We start from the raw sequence: 20,365 nt of genomic DNA on the forward strand, positions 1-20,365 counted from the left end.
GCTCCTTCATGGCATGGCACCCTTCCGCGCTTCGACCCGTTGCCTTGTGCATCGCGGCCCTGTGGCCGCTGGCAGCCAACACGCAGTTGGTGATCAGTGACACGCTGACGGGGGCCACCTCGGCCTACCTCTGGCGCAGCCTCGGTGGGGCGTGTCTTACGGCCGGCACCTATGCCAGCGGCAGCACCCGCATCCCGGGCTGCAACGGCCACCCCTCCTACAGCGGGACCGTGCAGGTCGGCGGCGTGGCCGGCCGACTGCCAGACCCGGTGGGGCAAGGCGCGCTGCGGCTGACCAACGGCGACACCGTGCGGGACGGGCGCAACAGCGCCGACCAGACTGGTTCGGTGGTGTCGGACTTCACCTTTCCGTCGTCGCAGGGCCTGCAGGTGACCTTCACGAGTGTGACCTATGGCGGCAACGGCTATGGCGGCACCACCACCACGCCGGGTCCCGGGGCCGACGGGCTGGCCTTCTTCCTGATGGATGGCTCGCGCCCGGCCAGCGACGGCGAGGGGGCGTATGGCGGCTCGCTGGGCTACAGCTGCTCCAATAACAAGTACAACGCAGACGGGGTGCGGGGTGGCTACATCGGGCTGGGCATCGACGAGTTCGGCAACTTCTCGAATCCGGATGACACCTCTGCTTCGGGCCCGGGCTTTCGGCCCCGATCCATTGTGCTGCGTGGTGGCGGGAGCATCACGTGGGGCTGGCTGAATGCGTCGTACTCGGCCTACTACCCGTCATGGCTGAGTGCCGACGAGCGCTCCGAGGCGGTACGCAACACCTGCAAGTCGGGCAAGCTGTGGGATTACGACCGGCGCTCCTGGTGGGGCGGGCGGTTGGCGCCGGCCGAAACAACCCAGCCTGTGCTCACCTACCCCCACATCGCGCGGTCGGATCTGCCCAGCACCCAGCCCATCGCGAACCAGCAGGTCGTCAGCCTGCCGACGCGTGGCAACGCCATCCCGATCACCTACTCACTGAAGATCACGCAGAACGGTCGGCTGAGCCTGTCCTACAGCTACAACGGCGGCGCGCCGACGCCCGTGCTGACCGACCAGGCCATCACGGCATCGAACGGCCCCTTGCCATCGACCTTTCGCTTCGGTTTCAGCGCCTCGACGGGCGGTGGCAGCAACGTCCACGAAATCACCTGCTTCAAGGCCGAGCAGATGGCCACCTCCAGCAGCTCGGCCGGCGTGAACGCTCAGCAGGCTTCGCGCGTGCAGGCGGGCACCCAGGTCTACCTGGCCTACTACCACGCCACCAACAACTGGGGGCAGCTGACGGCCAACAGCCTGCTGTATGACAGCACCACGGACAGCATCAGCCTGGCCACCACCGCCAACTGGGATGCCCATTGCGTGCTCACCGGCGGCACGTGCCAGGCCACGGGCGGCACCACGGTGACAGCTCAGGGGCCATCCAGCCGTGCGCTGCTGACCTGGAACGGCACGCAAGGCATCCCCTTCCAGTGGACCAACCTGACCACCGCCCAGCGCACCGCCCTGACGGCCGGTGATGCCACGGCCACGTCGTCGCGTCTCAGCTACCTGCGCGGTGACCGCAGCCAGGAGATCACCGCGTCGGGCACCGGCACCTTCCGCACGCGCACCGGCGTGCTGGGCGACATCCAGAACGCCAGCCCGACCTGGGTGGGGCCGCCGACCACGAACTACCCGGACACCTGGCGTGACCGGCTCACCGGCACCCAGGGGGTGGAGGCCAACTACAGCACCTTCCAGAGCACGTACGCCACCCGCCCGCATGTGGTCTACGCGGGCTCGAACGATGGCTGGCTGCATGGCTTCCGGGCTGGCGCGAACGATGCCGCGGGCAACTTCTCGACCGCCACCACCGCCAACGACGGGCGCGAGGTGCTGGGCTACATGCCGGCCCAGGTGCTCAACACCATCCACTCGACGACCGCCTCGCTGAGCTACGCCTCGCCCAGCTACATCGACAACGCCTATGTCGACGCCACGCCCGGTACCGGTGAGATCTTCTACAAGGGCGCCTGGCGTACCTGGCTGGTGGGCGGGCTGGGCGGCGGCGGCAACGCCACGGGGCAGATTGCCAGCCGCACGGCCACCGGCACCGGCACCATCTATGCGCTGGACGTGACCAACCCGGCGAACTTCTCGGAAGCGAACGCCGCCAGCCTCGTGATCGGGGAGTGGACTTCGGCCAACCTCACCTGCGCCAACGTGGCCACGGGCTGCGGCAACAACCTCGGCAATACGTATGGCACGCCCATCATCCGCCGTTTGCACAACGGCGAGTGGGCGCTCATCTTCGGCAATGGCCGCAACAGCGCCAACGGCGTGGCCGGCATCTTCGTCGTGACGTTCAACGCCACGTCGGGAGCACCCACCGTGCGCTTTCTCAGCACCGGCTACGGGCCCTCACGTGACCCGCAGGGCGCCAGTGGCAAGAACGGCATCGCCTTCGTGTCCTCGGCCGACCTGGATGGCGACCGCATCACCGACTACATCTACGCTGGCGACGTGTTTGGATATGTGTGGCGCTTCGACCTGACCAGCAGCACGGCCTCGGACTGGGCCGCGCGCAGCACCCCGGTGTTCTCCACCGGCGGACTGCCCATCACCACGCGGGTCAACGTGTCGTCCGCGCTGTCGACCACCGGTGCGCCGCGCGTGATCCTCAACCTGGGCACGGGCCAGGTCTTCCCGCAAACGGCCACCGCGGGCGCGACCCATGCCAGCGGCACGCAATACCTGTTCGGCGTGTGGGATGCCGACATGACCCGCTGGAACGACATTGGCACCACCGCACGGTACGCTGCGCTCACCGGCGCCACGGCCTACCCGACGGTGGCGGCCAGTGAACTGGTCACGCAGACCATCACCGCCGTCAGCGGCACGAATGGCGAGGTGAACGGCTACCGGGCCGTGAGTCGTGCCGCCGTGTGCTGGCGTGGCAGCACCGTGTGCGGCAGCGAGGCCGCGTCCAACAACCACATGGGCTGGCGCATGGCGCTGCCGGGCACGAACGAGCAGGTGGTGTTCAACCCGGTGATGTTCAACAGCCTGATGGTGGTCAACACGCTGATCCCGGCGGTGGATCAGCCCCTGAGCTGCACCACGACCGCGTCGGCCGGCTTCACCATGGCGGTGCAGGCCGACACCGGCGCGGCACCCGCCACGTCGTTCTTCAACGCGCTGGTTCCGAGCAGCGTGGCGGTGCCCACCAACACCGGCATCGGCGGGGTGGGGCTGAATGGCACGGGCTCGCCGAGCTTCGTCACCACCAAGGGCCGCACGGTGCTCGTGCAGCAGAACAACCGCGGCACCGGCACGGCGGTCGAGGTCACGCCCTCGGCCTCGGGCAAGGGCAAGCGCGTCAACTGGATCCGCCTGCGCTGAGCGCGGCAACCGAACAGAGGGCATTCCATGGCCATCCGTCTTCACCGCCCGCGCGGCTTCACCCTGATCGAACTGATGGTGGCGGTGGCCATCGTCGGCATCCTGGCTGCGGTGGCCTACCCGAGCTACACCGACTACGTGCGCAAGTCCCGTCGGGCCGACGCGCGCAGCGCCTTGCTCGACATCGCAGCGCGGCAGGAGCGGCGCTTCAGTCAGATCAACAACTACAGCAGCAACCTGGCTGACTTCGGCTACACGGCGTCCTCGGTGACCGGCTACACCCTCGCCCTGTCCGGAGTCACGACCTCGGCCTTCACCGTCACGGCCACGCCGACCGGGGTGCAGGCGGGAGACGCGTGCGGCACCTTCGAGCTCAACGAAACGGGCCGCACCCGCAACCTCGATGGCACCACGGTGATCACCGGCGTCGTCTGCTGGTGAGTGAACGCAGCCAGGGGGATGCCCTCGCTCGCGCGATGCCCGGTGGCGTGCCGGCCTGGTGTACGCTGGGCGACTTCTGACGGCACCTCGGCTTTTCGGTAAAGCGGCGTGCCGTTCCGCTTTGGGAGCAGGGAGACGGCAATGACCTTCATGGACGACGCCACGGCAGGGGCCCTGCTGGCAGCCAGCGGGTTCCTGGTGGTCCTTGCCGGCAGCTTCGCTGTGGGCGATCGGCTGCGCCCCACCTGGGGTCTGAGGTGGTTTGCGCTGGCGATGGTGCTGACCTTGCTGCGCGCCGTCGGGTCCGCGTCGTCGCTGGCCGCCTGGCCCGAGTGGGCCACCGCGGCGGCCATGCTGGCCGCGCTCAACGTGTCGGCGCTGTACGTCGGGGTGCGCGCCTACATCGAGCAGCCGGTGCGTGGCCATGGGGTCTGGCTGGTCGGTGGGATGCTGGTCTGGTTCGGTCTGCGGTCCGGCTTCGAGTGGGTGGGGCTCGGGGCCACGGCGGGGCCCTGGGCCTCGGGGGTGATCTTCGCCTACCTCGCCTTCCTGTGCGTGCGCCGAATGCGTTCGTTTGCCGGGGGCGCCTACGTGCTGGCGGCGGTCGTCTTCATCCTGCACCCCGCGCTGGTGCTGGGCATCGGGCCCCTGGTGGTGGCGCCCGACATGAAGGGCCTGCGCGGCTGGGGCGTCATGGGCTCGGCCGTGGTCGGGCTGGGGCTGCTGATGGCAGCCATGGGCCGCCTGCGCATGGAGCTGGAGCGTGAAATCGCGCGGCGCTGTCAGGCCGAAGCCTCGCTGCGGGAAGCCAATGCTTCGCTCGAAGCGCGGGTCAAGGACCGCACTGCCGAGCTGGAAGAGCTGGTGAGCGACCTCGAGTCCTTCAATCACATGGTCTCGCACGACCTGCGGGGGCCGTTGGGCGGCATGAAGGGCCTCGCCGAGGTCTGCCAGCAGGGCCTGCAGTCCGGTGACCTCGTTCGGGTGGCGCGTTACCTCGGCGTCATGCAGCAGGAAGCCGATCGCCTCGGGCAGCTGGTGAGCCAGCTGCTGGAGCTGGCCAAAGTCACCCATGCGCAGCTCGAACGGCATGAAACCGAGCTGGGCGACGTGCTGGGCCGCGCGCTGGATGTTCTGCGGCTCAGCCACGGTGCCGACGCGGTGGCCTGCGTGACCGCCACGCCGCTGCCGCGGGCCACCGTCGACCCGGTGCTGCTGCAGCAGGTCTTCGTGAACCTGATTGGCAATGCCATCAAGTTTGCCGGCCTCATGGCCCATCCGGAAGTGCGCGTGCGTTCGGACGAGGCCGCGGCCCAGATCGTCGTTGAGGTGCGCGACAACGGGCCGGGCTTTTCGCCGGAGCAGGCCAGAAGCCTGTTCCAGCCCTTCGTGCGCCTGCATGGCAAGGCAGTCGAGGGCAACGGCATCGGCCTGACCATCGTGCGCCGCATCGTCGAGCGACATGGCGGCACGGTGTGGGCAGAAGGCCAGGTGGGGGCAGGGGCCCGCTTCTTCTTCAGCCTGCCGGTGTGAGCGCGGCAGGGCCGTACGCCCCATGAAAAAGAGGCCCCGCGGGGCCTCTTGTGTTCAGTGTCGGAAGTGGCGCGTGCCGGTGAACACCATCGCGATGCCGCGCTCGTTGGCCGCAGCAATCACTTCGTCGTCGCGCATCGAACCACCCGGGTGGATCACGCAGGTCGCGCCCGCGTCCACCACCACATCCAGGCCGTCGCGGAACGGGAAGAACGCGTCCGACGCCACGGCGGTGCCTTGCAGGGTCAGGCCAGCATGGCCGGCCTTGATCGAGGCAATGCGGGCCGAGTCCAGGCGGCTCATCTGGCCGGCACCCACGCCCATGGTCATGCCGTCCTTGCAGAACACGATGGCGTTGCTCTTGACGAAGCGGGCCACCGTCCACGCAAACAGCATGTCCTTCATCTGCTGCTCGGTCGGTTGCAGCTGGGTCACGACCTTGATGTCGCCCACGATGTCGATGGCGTCAGCCGATTGCAGCAGCATGCCGCCGCCCACGCGCTTGAAGTCGAGGGCATTGCCCAGTTTGCGGGTGGCGTCGTCCAGCGGCACTTCCAGCAGGCGCACGTTCTGCTTCGAGGCATAGGCTGCACGGGCGGCGTCGGTGAACTTCGGTGCGATCACCACTTCCACGAACTGCTTGTTGGCGTTGATGGCCTCGATCACGTCGGCGTCGACCACGCGGTTGAACGCCATGATGCCGCCGAAGGCCGAGGTTGGGTCGGTCTTCAGTGCCTTGGTGTAAGCCTCCAGCGGGCCGGCGCCCACGGCCACGCCGCAGGGGTTGGCGTGCTTGATGATGACGCAAGCCGGAGCTTCAAAGGCCTTGACGCATTCCCAGGCCGCATCGGCGTCGGCGATGTTGTTGAAGCTCAGCTCCTTGCCCTGGATTTGGGTCCAGTTGGCCAGGGTGGACACCACGGGGGCGGCTTCACGGTAGAAGGCGGCCGACTGGTGCGGGTTCTCGCCATAACGCATGCCCTGCACCTTGTGCAGCTGCAGGTTGTAGACGGCGGGGTATTCGGCCCTGGCCGGCACGGCTTCGGTGGCCAGCTCGGCGCCGGCTTCCAGCGCCGTCAGGTAGTTGGTGATCATGCCGTCGTAAGCCGCGGTGTGGGCGAACACCTTCTTGGCCAGCATGAACTTGGTCGAGCGGGTGATGCCGTTGGCCTTCATTTCCGACAGCACCTGTTCGTAGTCCACCGGGTCGATGATCACGGCCACGTCCTGCCAGTTCTTGGCGGCCGCGCGCAGCATGGTGGGGCCGCCGATGTCGATGTTCTCGATGGCGTTCTCCAGCGTGCAGTCGGCCTTGGCGGTGGCTTGCGCGAAGGGGTAGAGGTTGACCACCAGCATGTCGATCGTGTCGATGCCGTGTTCCTTCAGCGCGGCCATGTGCTCGGGCAGGTCGCGGCGGGCCAGGATGCCGCCGTGCACACGCGGGTGCAGCGTCTTCACGCGGCCGTCGAGCATCTCGGGGAAGCCGGTGATCTCAGACACCTCGGTCACGGGCAGGCCTTTTTCAGCCAGCAGCTTGGCGGTGCCGCCGGTGGACAGCAGGCGCACGCCCTGGGCGTTCAACGCCTGGGCAAATTCAACGATGCCGGTCTTGTCGGACACGGACAGCAGGGCGGTCAGGGCCATGGTTCTTCCTTCTGGAAAAGAGCGTGGATGCGGGAAATCGAAAACAGAGGCAGCTCACTTGATGAGCTTGTGCTCCAGCAGCTTGCGGCGCAGCGTGTTGCGGTTGATGCCAAGCCATTCGGCCGCCTTGGACTGGTTGCCCTCGGCGCGCTGCATCACCACCTCGAGCATCGGCCGTTCCACCGCGTTGACGACCATGTCGTACACCGCATGCGGCTCCGCGCCGCGCAGGTCGTGGAAGTAGCTCTCGAGGTTGTCCTTGATGCAGTCCTGGATGGTCTTCTTGCTCATATTCTTGTCGTTCTCAGTTCGCGTGGCAGGCGGCGTGTTCGGCCGTTGCCGCGTCGTCGTCCTCGGCTGCGTCCAGGTCACCCGCTGGCAAGCGGTCGTGCGTCAGACTGAGGGCGTCGAAAAAATCCGTGACAGCCTGCACCTGCGCGGCACAGCTGTCGAGGGTGTTCATGTGGGCGCGAAACGTTTCGCCACCCGGCAGACTGCGCACGGCCCAGCCGATGTGCTTGCGCGCGGTGCGCACGCCAGCGAACTCGCCGTACAGGCCATAGTGGTCTTCCAGATGCGCCAGCAGCCATTGCCGGACCTGCTGTGTCAGCGGGGGCGCGCGGTGCTCGCCCGTGGCCAGGTAATGCGCGATGTCACCGAAGATCCAGGGGCGCCCCTGCGCTGCACGGCCCACCATGATGGCGTCGGCCCCCGTGTGGCGCAGCACGGCCAGCGCCTTCTCGGGCGAGTTGATGTCGCCGTTGGCCACCACCGGCACGCCGACCGCCGCCTTCACCGCCGCAATCGTGTCGTACTCGGCCTGGCCCGTGTAGCCCTGCTCGCGTGTGCGGCCGTGCACGGTCAGCATGGCCACGCCGGCCTGCTCGGCGGCCCGGGCAATGCGCACGGCGTTCTTGTTGTGCTGGCTCCAGCCGGTGCGCATCTTCAGCGTCACGGGCACGTTGTGCGGCAGGCAGGCCGCCACCACGGCCTCCACGATCTGCAGCGCGAGCGGCTCGTCCTGCATCAGCGCCGAGCCCGCCCATTTGTTACACACCTTCTTGGCCGGGCACCCCATGTTGATGTCGATGACCTGGGCGCCGCGATCGATGTTGTAGGCGGCGGCCTCGGCCATCATGGCCGCGTCCGTGCCAGCAATCTGCACGGCAATCGGCGCGGTCTCACCCTCGTGGTTGGCGCGGCGCGAGGTCTTCAGGCTGTGCCACAGGTCCTTGCGCGAGGTCACCATCTCGCTGACCGCGTAGCCCGCACCCAGCTGCTTGCAAAGCTGGCGGAAGGGGCGATCCGTCACGCCCGCCATCGGCGCCACGAACAGGCGATTCGGCAGCTCGACAGAGCCAACCTGCAGCGCGCGGGTGGTCAGGGGGGCGGGAGACATGGGCGGGAAGGCGGTCAAAGACAGCGCAGCCCTGTCCACGCGGGCGGACAGGGCTGCTTAAAAAGAAGGCAGAAGTATAGCCGGGTGCGAGGCGCTTGTCTCCCTTGCGCGGGGTGGCGCTGGGGGGCTGTGCAGCGTCTGGCGGGCCGTGTCTACGGGAAACCCCTGATAAACATTGCATTACAAATGCAATCGTTACAGAGAGAATGCAATGGTTGTGCGGTACCTCCGCGTTCCACCCATGATTGACATGAAGCCGTTCCACCTTTCCCTGCTCGCCGCCGCCGTCCTGACGCTGCCGGCTGCTTCTTTCGCCGACACCGAGGCCTCGCCGTACACCGTGAAGATGGGCGTGGCGCGCATCTTTGCGCGCGCGACCAGCACCGACTTGAAGGGCACGCTGCCGCCGTACGGCGTCGAAGTGCCTGCCGGCAACCAGCTGGAAGTGATGCCCGAGTCCACCGTGCTCTTCACCATCAGCCGCCGCCTGACGGACAACTGGGAAGCGGAACTGGTGCTGGGCACGCCGCCCACGCACGACGTCCGCCTGCGCGTCGGCAAGGAGACCATGGGCCGCGCGGCGCAATACCAGGCGCTGGCCGCCAACGGCATCCGCACGCGTGATCAGGTTGCCGGCTACATCGCCTCGCAGCCCGGCATCACCGTTCAACAGGCCACGCTGTCGGCCAATGCACTGGTGACCGCCGCCCAGGTCGGCAAGTACAACGGCGCCACCGTGGCCCGCGTGGAGCAGGCCGCCCCCACGGCCTTCATCAACTACCGCTTCTTCGAGCGCGGCACGGCGCTGCGCCCCTACGTTGGCGTCGGCATCAACTACACCCGCTTCAAGGCCCGCGAGACCACGGCCGGCGCCAACGTCTACATGGACGGCCCGGTGGACATCAAGCTGAGCGATTCCTGGGGCCTCGCGTTCCAGACGGGCGTGACCTACCGCATCGACGACAAGTGGTCGCTCAATGCCGGCTGGATGACGGCCTCCGTCAAGAACAAGATGACCATCTCGACGGCCAACGGCGAGCAGAAGGCGTCCTACCGCTTCCACCCGTCGGTGTACACCGTGTCGGTCGGCTACAGCTTCTGACGCATCGCCGCCCGCCCCCCGCGCACGGGGGCATGCGCCGGGAAGGGCCCTTCGGGGCCCTTTTTCGTGGGGCGCTCGCCCGTGCAGGCTGCCCCACAATCGCGCCATGGAAGCCACCTTGATGACCTGGGTGCAAGCCCTGCTGGCCTGGTTCTCTCTGCCCGAGGTCGGGCTCGGGGCCGTGTTTCTGGTGTCCCTGGTGTCGGCCACGCTGCTGCCACTGGGCTCCGAGCCGGCGGTCTACGCCCTCGTGTCCCTCAAGCCGGACCTGTTCTGGCCCACCGTCGCCGTGGCCACGGCCGGCAACACGCTGGGCGGGGCCATCAGTTGGTGGATGGGGCGGGCTGCGCACCGGGCTTCCGACCACCTGCGCCACCGGGCGCCCGATTCCGACCTGCCCCCCGGTGCCGGCCAGGCCGAGGGCCGCGCTGCCCGCTGGCTTGGGCGGTTCGGGCCGGTCGCCTGCCTGCTGTCCTGGCTGCCCGTGGTGGGCGATCCGCTGTGTGCCGTGGCCGGCTGGCTGCGGATGCCGTTCTGGCCCTGCGTGGGCTACATGGCGGTCGGCAAAGCCCTGCGCTACGTCACCATGACCGCGGCGTTGTTGTGGATGATCTGAGGGGGGCATCGGTCAGATGGTCGACCCCGGCAGGCGCTTTTTCCCCCTTCCGGGGGCCTCCCATGAACATGGGAATCATCTTGTAACGATTGCCCCGTCTTTGCGTGAATATTTGACGCAGGGCGACACTAAACTGCGTTGCGTCAGGTCGGTGAAGAGCGCAGCAAGACGTCGCCCGGCCTGACAAACAAGCCAAAAAATCGCTGTCATCAAGAGAAGAGTCAGGTCCGGGGAGGACATGTCTCGGAAAAAGGGCTCCGGTCTGCCGATCGGGGCCCTTTTTCTTGTCCGTGCACCCGAGCGGGCGCTCAGGGCCGTGGTGTGATCGAGGTGATCGTGAACTGGCCGCCCACCTTGTCTGCGGTGAAGGTCACCTTGTCGCCCACCTGAAAGCGCTTGAGCCACGCCGGGTCGCTCACCCGGAAGCTCATCTGCATCGCGGGGATGTCGAGGTTGCGGATCTCGCCGTGCTTCAGCGTGATCTTGCCCCCTTCGGCATCGACCTTGCGGACCTCGCCTTGCACCGGCTGGGCCAGCACGGACAGCGACAGCCCCAGCCCGACCAGCAGGGTGATGAGGGGGCGGGCGAGAGACGGTTTCACGGTAGGGCTCCTTGTGTGCAGGCCATGATGCGGCGGTTGGACCGCCCGGCGGGGTGGGGGTTCCCGCCCTTGGGCGCTGCGGGCATCATGCCCTGCTTCCTTCAACGATCGGATGCAGCACGCGGTTGACCCTGTCGGGGGCTGCGGCGGGCGGCGTCCGGCGCGGTGGCGAAGCTCCTAAAATACCCGCTTCGCTCATCGCTTTGCCGTGCCCGCCATGCCGAACACCCCCGCCCCGGTCCAGTCCGATTCCGTTGCGCTCATCGCCCCCCGTGACAAGGCCGAGATCCTGGCCCAGGCGCTGCCCTACATCCGCAAGTTCCACGGCAAGACCATCGTCATCAAGTACGGCGGCAACGCCATGACCGATCCCGAGCTGCAGGCCGATTTCGCCGAAGACGTCGTGCTGCTCAAGCTCGTGGGCCTGAACCCGGTCGTGGTGCACGGCGGCGGCCCGCAGATCGATGCAGCGCTCAACAAGGTCGGCAAGAAGGGCCACTTCATCCAGGGCATGCGCGTCACCGACGACGAGACCATGGAAGTGGTGGAGTGGGTGCTGGCCGGCGAGGTGCAGCAGGACATCGTCGGCCTGATCAATGCCGCCGGCGGCAAGGCGGTGGGCCTGACCGGCCGTGACGGTGGCCTGATCCGTGCCCGCAAGCTCAAGCTCAAGGACCTGAAGGACCCCAGCCTGGAGCACGACGTGGGCCAGGTCGGCGAGATCGAGTCCATCGACCCCAGCGTGGTGAAGGCCTTGCAGGATGACCAGTTCATCCCCGTGATCAGCCCGATCGGCTTCGGCTCGAAGAACGAGAGCTACAACATCAACGCCGACCTGGTGGCCTCCAAGCTGGCCGAGGTGCTCAAGGCCGAGAAGCTCATGCTGCTCACCAACATCAAGGGCGTGCTCGACAAGGAAGGCAACCTGCTGACCGACCTGACGGCCCGCCGCATCGACGAGCTGATCGCCGACGGCACCATCAGCGGGGGCATGATCCCGAAGATCGCCGGGGCGCTGGATGCCGCCAAGAGCGGCGTGAATGCCGTGCACATCGTCGACGGCCGCGTGCCGCACGCCATGCTGCTCGAGATCCTGACCGAGTCGGCCTACGGCACGATGATCCGGTCGCACTGACATGGCCCCCCGCTGGTCGGGCGGGGCCGCTTCCCCGTCCGCAGGGCGTCTGGCATGGCCGGTCGCCCTGTTCGTCTATCTGGCCCTGGTGGCCGCCATGCAGGCCGGCGTGTCGCCCACGGTCGAGCTCGACCAGGCGGAGCAACTCATCCTGGCGCAGCGCCTGGACTGGGGCTACACCAACCAGCCGCCGCTCTACACCTGGCTGGTGTGGGCGCTCGGCACCGTCACCGGGCTGCCGGTGCTCGCGTTGTGGGGCATCAAGATCGGTCTGCTGGGTGGGCTGGTGCTGGCGTGCGACGGTGCCGCCCGTGAACTGGGCCTGAGCGCCGCACAGCGGCGGGTGGCCCTGGCCGGCCTGGCCCTGCTGCCCGCCGTGGTGTGGGAGGCGCAGCGCGACCTCACCCATTCGCTGCTGGCCGCTGCTGCCACCGCCGCCGTGCTGTGGTCGGCGCTCAACAGCCTGCGCCAGCCGGCGTGGTGGCGTGACGCGCGCACCGGCCTGCTGGCGGCCGCGGCCCTGCTGGCCAAGCACAACGCCATGGTCTTTCTGGTGGCCTTGCCGCTGGCCCTGGCGCTGTCGCCCGTCACCCGGGGGCGCTGGCGCTGGCGGAGCCTGTTCACGGTCGCGGCCGTGGGCGCGCTGGTGTGGCTGCCGCACGGGCTTTGGCTGATGCAGCATCCCGAGTCGCTCGACCGCACCCTGCAGAAGATCCAGGGCTCCGGCGGGCCGGGTGGGCTGGCTGCCGAGGCGGCCCAGGCCCTGCTGGCCTTCTTCACGCCATGGTGGCTGCTGGCGCTGCCCATGCTCTGGCAGGCGCGCCGCGCGTCCGAGGCCAGCCGCTTCCTGGGGCATCTGGCGCTGGCCGTGGCGGCCGGTCTGCTCCTGTTCACCACGGCGCTGGGTGTGGACCGCTTCAGCCCGCGCTGGTTCTTTCCGCAACTGTTCTTCCTGCCGCTGTGGCTGGCCGCCGCGACCGACCCAGCCGTGCGCAAATGGGGGCGGCGCATGGTGGCGGTGGGCGCGGTGGTGACCGCGATCGCTGCGCTGGCGCTGCCGGCGCGCGTGCTGTGGCCTTCGGGCAAGCCCACGCGCCAGAACCTGCCCTATGCCGATCTCGCGGCCGCGCTGCGCACGCAATGGGGGGCGGTGCCGCCGCTGCTGCTGGCCACGCACCACATGCCCGGCGCCAACCTGAAGCACGCCTGGCCCGAGGCGCCCCGTGTGCTGACCCCGGTCGTCCCCTGGTTGGAGCCCTTGCCCGCCGAGGTGCTGCTGGTGGCCCAGCCCGCCGACCTGCGCGACCCGCGCGTGCAGCGCTGGGTGCAGGCCCGCACCGGCCACGCCGTGACCGACATTGCCTGGCAGGGCGAGGTGGCGGCCCGCCCGTGGTACCGCTCTGAAGCCGAGTCGGTGGTGCTGAAGTGGGCCCGCCTGCCCGTCCGTCCCGTCGTGCTCAAGCCCTGAACACCATGCCCCGCACCGACCCCATCTGGCTGTTCGACCTCGACAACACGCTGCACGACGCCAGCCGCGCCGTGTTCGGCCGGCTCAACCAGTCGATGACGGACTACATCGTCACGCACCTGGGCCTGCCGCATGACGAGGCCGATGCGCTGCGGATGCACTACTGGCGCCGCTATGGCGCCACGCTGCTCGGGCTGGAGCGTCACCACGGCATCCGGGCCGCCCATTTCCTGGCGCACACGCACACGCTGCCGGGGCTGGAGGGCACGCTCAGCATGCCCCACGTCGACCGCGTCGCCCTCCAGCGACTGCCCGGTCGCAAGATCCTGCTGACCAACGCGCCTGCCGACTACGCCCGTCGGGTGCTCACGGCGCTCGACCTCGCCAGCTGCTTCGAGTCGGTGGTGTCGATCGAAGGCATGCGCGTGTTCGGCCACCTGCGCCCCAAGCCCGACGCCCGCATGCTGCGCATCGTGCTGGCCCGCTTGAGGCTGCCGGCCCAGCGTTGCATCCTCGTCGAAGACACGCTGGCCAACCTCCGCAGCGCGGCCAGCCTGGGCATGGGCACGGTGTGGATGCGGCATTACCTGCGAGACAACCCGCATGGCCCGGAGACCGGCGCCGGTCACGGTCGGCCGCCCTGGCTGTGTGTCAGAATCCGACGGCTTCGGGCATTGCACCACTGGCGGCCACGTCGGCCCCGCTGAACGCGGCCCGGTCCGGGCAGCAGACCAACACGCCCCCATGCGGGCCAGGCAGGCGATGAGCAGCAGCGAGGCAGACCCCATCGACGACACCGAGTCGGCATCCCCCGACGCGCTGACCGCACCGCCCACGTCCGTGCGCAAGCGCCCCGCGCCGGGCGAGCGTCGCAACCAGATCCTGCAGGCCCTGGCGGCCATGCTCGAACAGCCTTCCGCCGAGCGCATCACCACCGCCGCCCTGGCTGCACGCTTGGAGGTGAGCGAGGCCGCGCTGTACCGGCACTTCGCCAGCAAGGCCCAGATGTACGAGGGCCTCATCGGCTTCATCGAACAGAGCCTGTTCACGCTGGCGAACCAGATCGTGGCGCGCGAGCCGGATCCGGCGCGTCAGATCGCCCGCGTGATCGGCATGGTGTTGCAGTTCGGCGAGAAGAACCCCGGCATGTGCCGTGTGATCGTGGGCGAGGCCCTGCTGCACGAGCACGAGCGGTTGGCCGCGCGCATGAACCAGGCGCTCGACCGGCTGGAATCGCTGCTGCGCCAGAGCTGGCGCATGCTGGCCGAGTCGCGGGGTGCGGCCACGCCCACGGTGGCGGCACAGGCCGGTGCGTCGCTGGCGATGGCGGTGCTCTTGGGACGCCTGCAGCGCTACACGCGCACGGGCTTTGTCCGTCACCCCACCGAGCACCTCGACGCCACGTTGCAGACGCTGCTGGCCTGAGGCGGCATGTGACGGCAATGACGCAGGCAGTGGCTCAATGTGTGAGCCTGGCGGGAGAGGCTGTGTGGCTGCGGCCCGACCGCACCGCCTGGCTGGCGCCGGCCGGGTGCTCGCACGAAGCACCATCGGGGCAGCGAGAGGTGCGGGACGTGCCGTGGCCCGCTGGCGGCACGCTGCTCGTGGCCGACGTGCACCTGGGCAAGGCCCACCAGTTCAGCGCGCGGGGGCTGCCGCTGCCGGCCTCGGTGCGCCAGGGCGCCGATGGCGACACGCTCACCCGCTTGCTGCATGCCTTGCACACCAGCCATGCCGCACGCCTGGTGGTGCTGGGCGACCTCTTCCATGGCCCGCAGGGCGGTGACAGCGTGGCCCGCTTTGCCGAGGCCATGGCCAGCTGGGCCGTGGATGTGGGTGAACGCGCCGAGCTGGTGCTGATCGGCGGCAACCACGACACCCGCGCCCGCGCCGACCTCGGGCCCCTGCAGCAGCGCCTGGGCGCGCGCCTCCTCCACCTGCCCGAGCACGGCCACTGGCGGCAGGGTGCGCTGGCCTGCACCCACCACCCCGCGCCCGTGCCGGATGCCGGCTACACGCTGTGCGGGCACTGGCATCCCTGCGTGTCGCTGCGCGCCCGCGCACGTGATCACCTGCGCCTGCCCTGTTTCTGGCTGGGCGAACCCGTGCGCCGCCCGCTGGGCGTCCTGCCGGCCTTCGGTGCCTTCACCGGCATGCATCCGGCCGAGCCCGGCCCGGGTGACCAACTGTGGGCCATCACCCCGCAAGGCCTGCATCCCCTCAGCACGTGAGCCACGGGCCCTGCCTCTACACTGGCGCCCATGAGCTCTCCCGACGTGTCCTCCCTGATTGCGCGCGCCGAATCCCTGTTGCAGCGCCTTGAAACCCTTGTCCCGTCGTCCCACCACAGCCCGGTGATCGAGCCGGACTGGCAGGCTTCGGTCGCCTTCCGCTACCGCAAGCGCAGCACGGCCGCGTGGGCCGCCGGCTGGCTCGAGCCGGTGCGTCACGTGGCCCACATCCGCTACGACGACCTGCAGGAGGTCGACACGCAGAAGGCGCGTTTTGCACGCAACCTGGCGCAGTTCGTGGCCGGGCGCCCGGCCAACAACGTGCTGCTCAGCGGTGCGCGCGGCACCGGCAAGTCGTCGCTCGTGAAGGCAGCCCTGCACGCGCATGCGGGCGAGGGGCTGCGCCTCATCGAGGTCGACAAGGCCGACATGATCGACCTGCCTGATCTCATTGACCTGGTGAGCAGCCGCCCCGAGCGTTTCATCGTTTTCTGCGACGACCTCAGCTTCGACGAGGGCGAACCCGGCTACAAGGCGCTGAAGTCCATCCTGGACGGCACCGTGTCGGCCAGCGGCGACAACGTGCTCATCATTGCCACGTCGAACCGCCGGCATCTCCTGCCCGAATACCACTCCGACAACAAGAGCTACACGCGCTCGGATGACGGGGAGTTGCACCCCGGCGAGGTGGTGGAGGAAAAGATCTCGCTGTCCGAGCGTTTCGGGCTGTGGATCAGCTTCTATCCGTTCAGCCAGGACGAGTACCTGGCCATCGTGGCGCAGTGGCTGAGCCACTTCGGGGTGGATTCCGGCGCCATCGAGGCGGCACGACCAGAGGCCCTTGTGTGGGCCATCGAACGGGGCTCCCGCTCCGGCCGCGTGGCCTACCAGTTCGCGCGCGACCACGCCGGACGCGTTCAAGGGGCAGCGCCATGAGCACGTCGCCCGAACGCAAGTCGTACCACGTCATGGAGCCGACCGATCGCGTGCCGGTCGAGGTGGCCGTGGGCGTGCTGATCGAGCGCGATGCGCAGGGGCGCGAAGGGCGCTTTCTGCTGACCTCACGCCCCGAAGGCAAGGTCTACGCAGGGCACTGGGAGTTTCCGGGGGGCAAACTCGAAGCAGGCGAAACGGTCGAGCAGGCGCTGCGCCGCGAGCTGATCGAGGAGCTCGGCATCACGATCGGTGAGGCCCATGCATGGCAGACCGAAGTGATGGACTATCCCCACGCGCGCGTGCGCCTGCATTTCTGCAAGGTCTACACATGGGAAGGCGCATTCGAGATGCGCGAAGGGCAGCACATGGCTTGGCAGACGCTGCCGGTGGACGTGGTGCCGGTGTTGCCCGGCACCATTCCGGTGCTGCAATGGCTGGCCGCCGAGCGCGGCCACCCTGGCCCCACGCATCAGGCGCCCGTGTCGGGCGACTGAGGGGCGTGGGCCGTCGGCGCGCCTCAGTTCGAGGCGGCGCTGGCAGGGGCTTCGGCGCTGGCGGCGGGCGCCGGTTCGCTGGCCGGAGCGCTGGCCGCCGAGGCGGACTCTTCCGTGTGGGTCGGGTCGATCCCGTGCTTCTCACCGCCCATGTCGATGTTCGCATCCGTCTTGCTGAGCACGAACACCACGATCACGGCGAACACCACGAAACCAACCAGCATCTTCCACATCATCTGTCTCCGGTTCTGGGCGCGGTCTGCGCCCCGTCTATGCAAGGCACCTCATGGGTGCCACCTTGGCCAAGCCTTGTCGGCGCGGGCGCATTGTGGGCCCGAACGGCATGGCTTGTTCCTCGGTAGCTTCCCGGGGGCGAGCTGTGCCGTCAAGGGGCATACCCCTGCGCTATTCTGGGACACCCGAACGGTCGATCGATCGACATTGATCAAGAACGAGACACGAGCGAGGCAAACGATGACGTCCTACCAAACCCTGAACTGGTCCGTCGACACCGACGGTGTGCTGTTGCTGACGCTGAACCGGCCCGATCAGCTCAACGCCTTCACGATCGAGATGGCCAATGAACTGGTGGATGCCTTCACCCGCGCCAGCGACGACGACAGCGTGCGGGCCGTCGTCGTGACGGGGGCCGGCAAGGCCTTCTGCGCCGGCATGGACCTGTCGGTGGGCGGCAACGTCTTCGGGCTGGATGAGGGGCAGCGCCCCACGATGGACGACCTGCAGACCCGGCTGAACGACCCGGCCATCCTGAATGGTGTGCGCGACACCGGCGGGCGCGTGGTGCTGTCCATCTTCGATTGCAAGAAGCCAGTCATCGGTGCCATCAACGGCGCGGCCGTGGGCATCGGTGCGACGATGACCCTGCCCATGGACATCCGCCTTGCATCCGACAAGGCGCGCATCGGCTTCGTCTTCGGCCGCATCGGCATCGTGCCCGAGGCCTGCTCCAGCTGGTTCCTGCCGCGCATCGTCGGCATCTCGCGGGCGCTGGAGTGGACCTACATGGCCGATGTGTTCGACGGCCATGAGGCGCAGCGCGGCGGCCTTGTGAAGGCCGTGGTGCCGGGCGACGACCTGCTGGCCGAGGCGATGAAGATCGCGCGTCGCATCGCGACCGAGCGCTCGGCGGTGGGCATCGCGCTGACGCGCCAGATGATGTACCGCAATGCGGCCCAGCCGCATCCGCTCGCGGCGCACCAGGTGGATTCGCTCGCCATGTTCTACACCAGCATCGGCGACGGCAAGGAGGGCGTGCAGGCCTTCCTCGACAAGCGCCCGGCGCGCTTCACCAGCCAGGCCTCCGACATGCCGCCGTTCTACCCGTGGTGGTGAACGCGCGCCCATGAAAAAGCCCGGCATAGGGCCGGGCTGGAGGGCGGATGCCTTTGGGGCCGAGGGCCACGCATGCGCGGCCCGGCACCCGGGGGGCGATCAGCTCAGCTGGTTGCTGATCAGCTTGGTCAGTTCGAACATCGTGACCTGGTCCTTGCCGAAGATGGGCTTCAGCTTGGCGTCAGCATTGATGTTGCGCTTGTTGGCTTCGTCCTGCAGCTTGTGCTGCTTGATGTAGTCCCACACCTTCTTGGTGACCTCGGTGCGCGGCAGCGGGTCCTTGCCGATGACGGCGGCCAGCAGCGGGCTCGGCGTCAGGGGCTTGGAGAAGGCCGCGTTCGGGGCGCGCTTCGGTGCAGCTGCCTTGTCGGCAGTCTTCGTGGCGGCCTTCTTGGCCGGGGCTTTCTTCGCAGTTGCCATGTGAATTCACTCCAGAGAGAAGTCGGATCTGTGGGCCCCGGGCGCCGGCTGCTTGTGCGAGCGTTCCTCTGAGGCGATGCATCGGACATGGTAATGCTTCTTCCCAGGCAAAACCACGCTTTCCCGGGCTGTGTGGCCGGGGCACGTCATGATTTTGCCCCGCGGTATCGACAGCGCTGTCCGTTGTGGCCGTTCGCAGGCAAACCATGTGCCCTTTCGGACGCCACGGCGCACGGATGGAACATCCGGTGACAGGGCGCCCGGCCATCCAATGGCCTGGTGTCCAATCCGGGGGGATGTCCCCCCTCTTTCGTGGAGCGCGTTGATGACCCCTCAAGCCGTGCTGGCCCAGCCCTTCACCCTGCCCAATGGCACGGTCGTGAAGAACCGCCTGTTCAAGTCCGCCATGAGCGAAGCGCTGGGCACCCGTGCGGGTGGCGCCACGCCCGAGCTGGCGAGGCTGTATGGCGCCTGGGCCGAGGGCGGCATCGGGCTGTGCGTGACGGGCAACGTGATGATCGACCGGCGTGCGCTGGGCGAGCCGGGCAACGTCGTGATCGAAGGCGAGGGCGACCTGGCCGCGCTGCGGGCGTGGGCGCAGGCGGCCACCCAGCAGGGCGCGCAGTGCTGGGTGCAACTCAACCACCCGGGCAAGCAGGCGCCCAAGGGGCTGAACCGCGAGAACGTGGCGCCGTCGGCGGTGCCTTTCCGCCCGGAGATGCAGGCCTTCTTTCCGACGCCGCGCGAATTGACCGATGCCGAGGTGCATGAGCTGGTGGCGCGCTTCGGTCGCGCGGCCGGCGTGGTGAAGCAGGCGGGCTTCAGTGGGGTGCAGATCCACGGGGCACATGGCTACCTCGTCAGCCAGTTCCTGTCGCCGCACCACAACCGCCGTGAAGACGAGTGGGGCGGCACGCCAGAGAAGCGACGACGCTTCGTGCTGGCCGTCTACCGCGCCATGCGCGACGCCGTCGGGCCGACCTTCCCCATCGGCATCAAGCTGAACTCGGCCGACTTCCAGCGCGGGGGCTTCACAGAGGAAGAGTCGCTCGACACCATCCGCGCGCTGGCCGAGGCCGGCATCGACCTGATCGAGGTGTCGGGTGGCACCTACGAGGCGCCTGCGATGACGGGGGTGAAAGCCAGGGCCGAGCCCGTGAAGGACAGCACCCGCCAGCGCGAGGCCTACTTCCTGGCCTTTGCCGAAAAGGCCCGACAGGCCGTGCGCGTGCCGCTGGTGGTCACGGGCGGCTTCCGCTCGCTGGAGGGCATGGCCGAGGCGGTGTCATCCGGAGCGGTCGATTTCGTCGGCCTGGCGCGGGCGCTGGCCATCGAGCCCGATCTGCCCCGACGCCTGCTGGCCGGTCAGCAGCCCACGCAGACCGTGCGGCCCATCCGCACCGGCATCGGCATGGTGGATCGCATGGGGCTGATGGAGGTGACCTGGTACACCGGCCAGCTCAAGCGCATCGGCCGGGGAGAGGCCCCCAAGCCGAAGGAGTCGGCGCTGTGGGTGCTGCTGGGCTTTTTGCTCAAGCAGGCGGGGTTGGGGCGCAAGAAGCGGCCGACGCGCTTGCGGGCGAGTTGAGGGCCAGGCTCATC

General features: G+C 68.5%; 20 protein-coding genes. 14 read left to right on the forward strand and 6 right to left on the reverse strand.

What is annotated here, in order from left to right:
- Positions 1-8 precede the first annotated feature (8 nt).
- The 3 genes from DEH84_RS01855 to DEH84_RS01865 all read left to right on the forward strand — a co-directional run bounded on the left by DEH84_RS01855 (position 9) and on the right by DEH84_RS01865 (position 5,363).
- A complete protein-coding gene (locus DEH84_RS01855) occupies positions 9-3,389 on the forward strand; it encodes a pilus assembly protein (RefSeq protein WP_109034218.1) in 3,381 nt (1,126 codons plus the stop codon).
- Between the two features lie 27 nt (positions 3,390-3,416).
- On the forward strand, positions 3,417-3,830 hold the full coding sequence (locus DEH84_RS01860; protein WP_109034220.1) for a type IV pilin protein: 414 nt from the start codon (positions 3,417-3,419) through the stop codon (positions 3,828-3,830).
- A gap of 141 nt (positions 3,831-3,971) precedes the next feature.
- Entirely contained in the window at positions 3,972-5,363 is a 1,392-nt protein-coding gene (locus tag DEH84_RS01865; protein WP_109034222.1) for a sensor histidine kinase, read from the forward strand.
- A gap of 54 nt (positions 5,364-5,417) precedes the next feature.
- Here the strand turns inward: DEH84_RS01865 and purH are convergent, their stop codons facing one another.
- From purH to dusB, 3 genes are read right to left on the reverse strand one after another with little or no spacing between them, the layout of a single operon-like run.
- Positions 5,418-7,007, reverse strand: coding sequence for a bifunctional phosphoribosylaminoimidazolecarboxamide formyltransferase/IMP cyclohydrolase (gene purH / locus DEH84_RS01870; RefSeq protein ID WP_109034225.1), 1,590 nt, complete (start codon positions 7,005-7,007; stop codon positions 5,418-5,420).
- Between the two features lie 54 nt (positions 7,008-7,061).
- Positions 7,062-7,298, reverse strand: a complete 237-nt coding sequence (locus tag DEH84_RS01875; RefSeq protein ID WP_109034228.1) for a Fis family transcriptional regulator — start codon at positions 7,296-7,298, stop codon at positions 7,062-7,064.
- Between the two features lie 13 nt (positions 7,299-7,311).
- Positions 7,312-8,406, reverse strand: coding sequence for a tRNA dihydrouridine synthase DusB (gene dusB / locus DEH84_RS01880; RefSeq protein WP_425428983.1), 1,095 nt, complete (start codon positions 8,404-8,406; stop codon positions 7,312-7,314).
- A 241-nt stretch (positions 8,407-8,647) separates the two neighbouring features.
- On the opposite strand from dusB, the gene DEH84_RS01885 reads away from it, so the two are divergent.
- Together DEH84_RS01885 and DEH84_RS01890 are read left to right on the forward strand one after the other, a co-directional pair.
- A complete protein-coding gene (locus DEH84_RS01885; RefSeq protein ID WP_159098809.1) occupies positions 8,648-9,508 on the forward strand; it encodes an OmpW/AlkL family protein in 861 nt (286 codons plus the stop codon).
- Positions 9,509-9,614: 106 nt separating this feature from the next.
- Positions 9,615-10,124: a YqaA family protein gene (locus tag DEH84_RS01890; protein WP_179950603.1), complete on the forward strand. Its 510-nt coding sequence runs from the start codon at positions 9,615-9,617 to the stop codon at positions 10,122-10,124.
- Positions 10,125-10,432: 308 nt separating this feature from the next.
- Here the strand turns inward: DEH84_RS01890 and DEH84_RS01895 are convergent, their stop codons facing one another.
- Positions 10,433-10,726, reverse strand: a complete 294-nt coding sequence (locus tag DEH84_RS01895; protein ID WP_245932655.1) for a copper-binding protein — start codon at positions 10,724-10,726, stop codon at positions 10,433-10,435.
- Positions 10,727-10,943: 217 nt separating this feature from the next.
- Between DEH84_RS01895 and argB the strand changes: the two genes are divergently transcribed.
- From argB to DEH84_RS01930, 7 genes are read left to right on the forward strand one after another with little or no spacing between them, the layout of a single operon-like run.
- Complete coding sequence (gene argB, locus DEH84_RS01900; protein ID WP_109034234.1) at positions 10,944-11,861, forward strand: acetylglutamate kinase; 918 nt, start codon at positions 10,944-10,946, stop codon at positions 11,859-11,861.
- 1 nt (position 11,862) lies between these two features.
- A complete protein-coding gene (locus tag DEH84_RS01905) occupies positions 11,863-13,329 on the forward strand; it encodes a hypothetical protein (RefSeq protein WP_109034236.1) in 1,467 nt (488 codons plus the stop codon).
- Between the two features lie 5 nt (positions 13,330-13,334).
- Complete coding sequence (locus tag DEH84_RS01910) at positions 13,335-14,036, forward strand: pyrimidine 5'-nucleotidase (RefSeq protein WP_109034238.1); 702 nt, start codon at positions 13,335-13,337, stop codon at positions 14,034-14,036.
- Positions 14,037-14,073: 37 nt separating this feature from the next.
- Positions 14,074-14,754 (forward strand): nucleoid occlusion factor SlmA, encoded by a 681-nt coding sequence (gene slmA / locus DEH84_RS01915; protein ID WP_245932656.1) that lies wholly within the window; start codon positions 14,074-14,076, stop codon positions 14,752-14,754.
- A gap of 17 nt (positions 14,755-14,771) precedes the next feature.
- Positions 14,772-15,560: a ligase-associated DNA damage response endonuclease PdeM gene (pdeM, locus tag DEH84_RS01920; RefSeq protein WP_109034243.1), complete on the forward strand. Its 789-nt coding sequence runs from the start codon at positions 14,772-14,774 to the stop codon at positions 15,558-15,560.
- A gap of 30 nt (positions 15,561-15,590) precedes the next feature.
- The gene (locus tag DEH84_RS01925; protein WP_109034246.1) at positions 15,591-16,496 is read left to right on the forward strand and encodes an ATP-binding protein; all 906 of its coding nucleotides are present in this window, start codon (positions 15,591-15,593) and stop codon (positions 16,494-16,496) included.
- Positions 16,493-16,990 carry an NUDIX domain-containing protein gene (locus tag DEH84_RS01930; protein WP_109034249.1) on the forward strand — a complete coding sequence of 166 codons (498 nt, stop codon included), beginning with the start codon at positions 16,493-16,495 and terminating at the stop codon, positions 16,988-16,990. Before DEH84_RS01925 ends, DEH84_RS01930 begins: the two co-directional genes overlap by 4 nt.
- Positions 16,991-17,013: 23 nt before the next feature.
- On the opposite strand, the gene DEH84_RS01935 is transcribed toward DEH84_RS01930, so the two are convergent.
- Entirely contained in the window at positions 17,014-17,214 is a 201-nt protein-coding gene (locus DEH84_RS01935; protein WP_342755627.1) for a hypothetical protein, read from the reverse strand.
- Between the two features lie 250 nt (positions 17,215-17,464).
- Here DEH84_RS01935 and DEH84_RS01940 point away from each other — a divergent pair, with 250 nt between their 5' ends.
- Entirely contained in the window at positions 17,465-18,343 is an 879-nt protein-coding gene (locus tag DEH84_RS01940; RefSeq protein ID WP_109034252.1) for a crotonase/enoyl-CoA hydratase family protein, read from the forward strand.
- A 99-nt stretch (positions 18,344-18,442) separates the two neighbouring features.
- Here DEH84_RS01940 and DEH84_RS01945 read toward each other — a convergent pair whose 3' ends face one another.
- Complete coding sequence (locus DEH84_RS01945) at positions 18,443-18,763, reverse strand: SWIB/MDM2 domain-containing protein (protein WP_109034255.1); 321 nt, start codon at positions 18,761-18,763, stop codon at positions 18,443-18,445.
- Between the two features lie 325 nt (positions 18,764-19,088).
- Between DEH84_RS01945 and DEH84_RS01950 the strand changes: the two genes are divergently transcribed.
- Positions 19,089-20,351, forward strand: coding sequence for an NADH:flavin oxidoreductase/NADH oxidase family protein (locus tag DEH84_RS01950; RefSeq protein ID WP_109034257.1), 1,263 nt, complete (start codon positions 19,089-19,091; stop codon positions 20,349-20,351).
- Positions 20,352-20,365: the final 14 nt, after the last annotated feature.

Origin of the sequence: Aquabacterium olei (genome assembly GCF_003100395.1) — a bacterium.
In the GTDB taxonomy this organism is placed as follows: domain Bacteria; phylum Pseudomonadota; class Gammaproteobacteria; order Burkholderiales; family Burkholderiaceae_C; genus Aquabacterium; species Aquabacterium olei.

What these genes read in the sequence shown, in the direction of transcription:
- DEH84_RS01855 (WP_109034218.1), top strand. Translation starts at nt 9, where the DNA reads ATGGCATGGCACCCTTCCGCGCTTCGACCCGTTGCCTTGTGCATCGCG.
- DEH84_RS01860 (WP_109034220.1), top strand. Translation starts at nt 3,417, where the DNA reads ATGGCCATCCGTCTTCACCGCCCGCGCGGCTTCACCCTGATCGAACTG.
- DEH84_RS01865 (WP_109034222.1), top strand. Translation starts at nt 3,972, where the DNA reads ATGACCTTCATGGACGACGCCACGGCAGGGGCCCTGCTGGCAGCCAGC.
- purH (WP_109034225.1), bottom strand. Translation starts at nt 7,007, where the DNA reads ATGGCCCTGACCGCCCTGCTGTCCGTGTCCGACAAGACCGGCATCGTT.
- DEH84_RS01875 (WP_109034228.1), bottom strand. Translation starts at nt 7,298, where the DNA reads ATGAGCAAGAAGACCATCCAGGACTGCATCAAGGACAACCTCGAGAGC.
- dusB (WP_425428983.1), bottom strand. Translation starts at nt 8,406, where the DNA reads ATGTCTCCCGCCCCCCTGACCACCCGCGCGCTGCAGGTTGGCTCTGTC.
- DEH84_RS01885 (WP_159098809.1), top strand. Translation starts at nt 8,648, where the DNA reads ATGATTGACATGAAGCCGTTCCACCTTTCCCTGCTCGCCGCCGCCGTC.
- DEH84_RS01890 (WP_179950603.1), top strand. Translation starts at nt 9,615, where the DNA reads ATGGAAGCCACCTTGATGACCTGGGTGCAAGCCCTGCTGGCCTGGTTC.
- argB (WP_109034234.1), top strand. Translation starts at nt 10,944, where the DNA reads ATGCCGAACACCCCCGCCCCGGTCCAGTCCGATTCCGTTGCGCTCATC.
- DEH84_RS01905 (WP_109034236.1), top strand. Translation starts at nt 11,863, where the DNA reads ATGGCCCCCCGCTGGTCGGGCGGGGCCGCTTCCCCGTCCGCAGGGCGT.
- DEH84_RS01910 (WP_109034238.1), top strand. Translation starts at nt 13,335, where the DNA reads ATGCCCCGCACCGACCCCATCTGGCTGTTCGACCTCGACAACACGCTG.
- slmA (WP_245932656.1), top strand. Translation starts at nt 14,074, where the DNA reads ATGCGGGCCAGGCAGGCGATGAGCAGCAGCGAGGCAGACCCCATCGAC.
- pdeM (WP_109034243.1), top strand. Translation starts at nt 14,772, where the DNA reads ATGACGCAGGCAGTGGCTCAATGTGTGAGCCTGGCGGGAGAGGCTGTG.
- DEH84_RS01925 (WP_109034246.1), top strand. Translation starts at nt 15,591, where the DNA reads ATGAGCTCTCCCGACGTGTCCTCCCTGATTGCGCGCGCCGAATCCCTG.
- DEH84_RS01930 (WP_109034249.1), top strand. Translation starts at nt 16,493, where the DNA reads ATGAGCACGTCGCCCGAACGCAAGTCGTACCACGTCATGGAGCCGACC.
- DEH84_RS01935 (WP_342755627.1), bottom strand. Translation starts at nt 17,214, where the DNA reads ATGCTGGTTGGTTTCGTGGTGTTCGCCGTGATCGTGGTGTTCGTGCTC.
- DEH84_RS01940 (WP_109034252.1), top strand. Translation starts at nt 17,465, where the DNA reads ATGACGTCCTACCAAACCCTGAACTGGTCCGTCGACACCGACGGTGTG.
- DEH84_RS01945 (WP_109034255.1), bottom strand. Translation starts at nt 18,763, where the DNA reads ATGGCAACTGCGAAGAAAGCCCCGGCCAAGAAGGCCGCCACGAAGACT.
- DEH84_RS01950 (WP_109034257.1), top strand. Translation starts at nt 19,089, where the DNA reads ATGACCCCTCAAGCCGTGCTGGCCCAGCCCTTCACCCTGCCCAATGGC.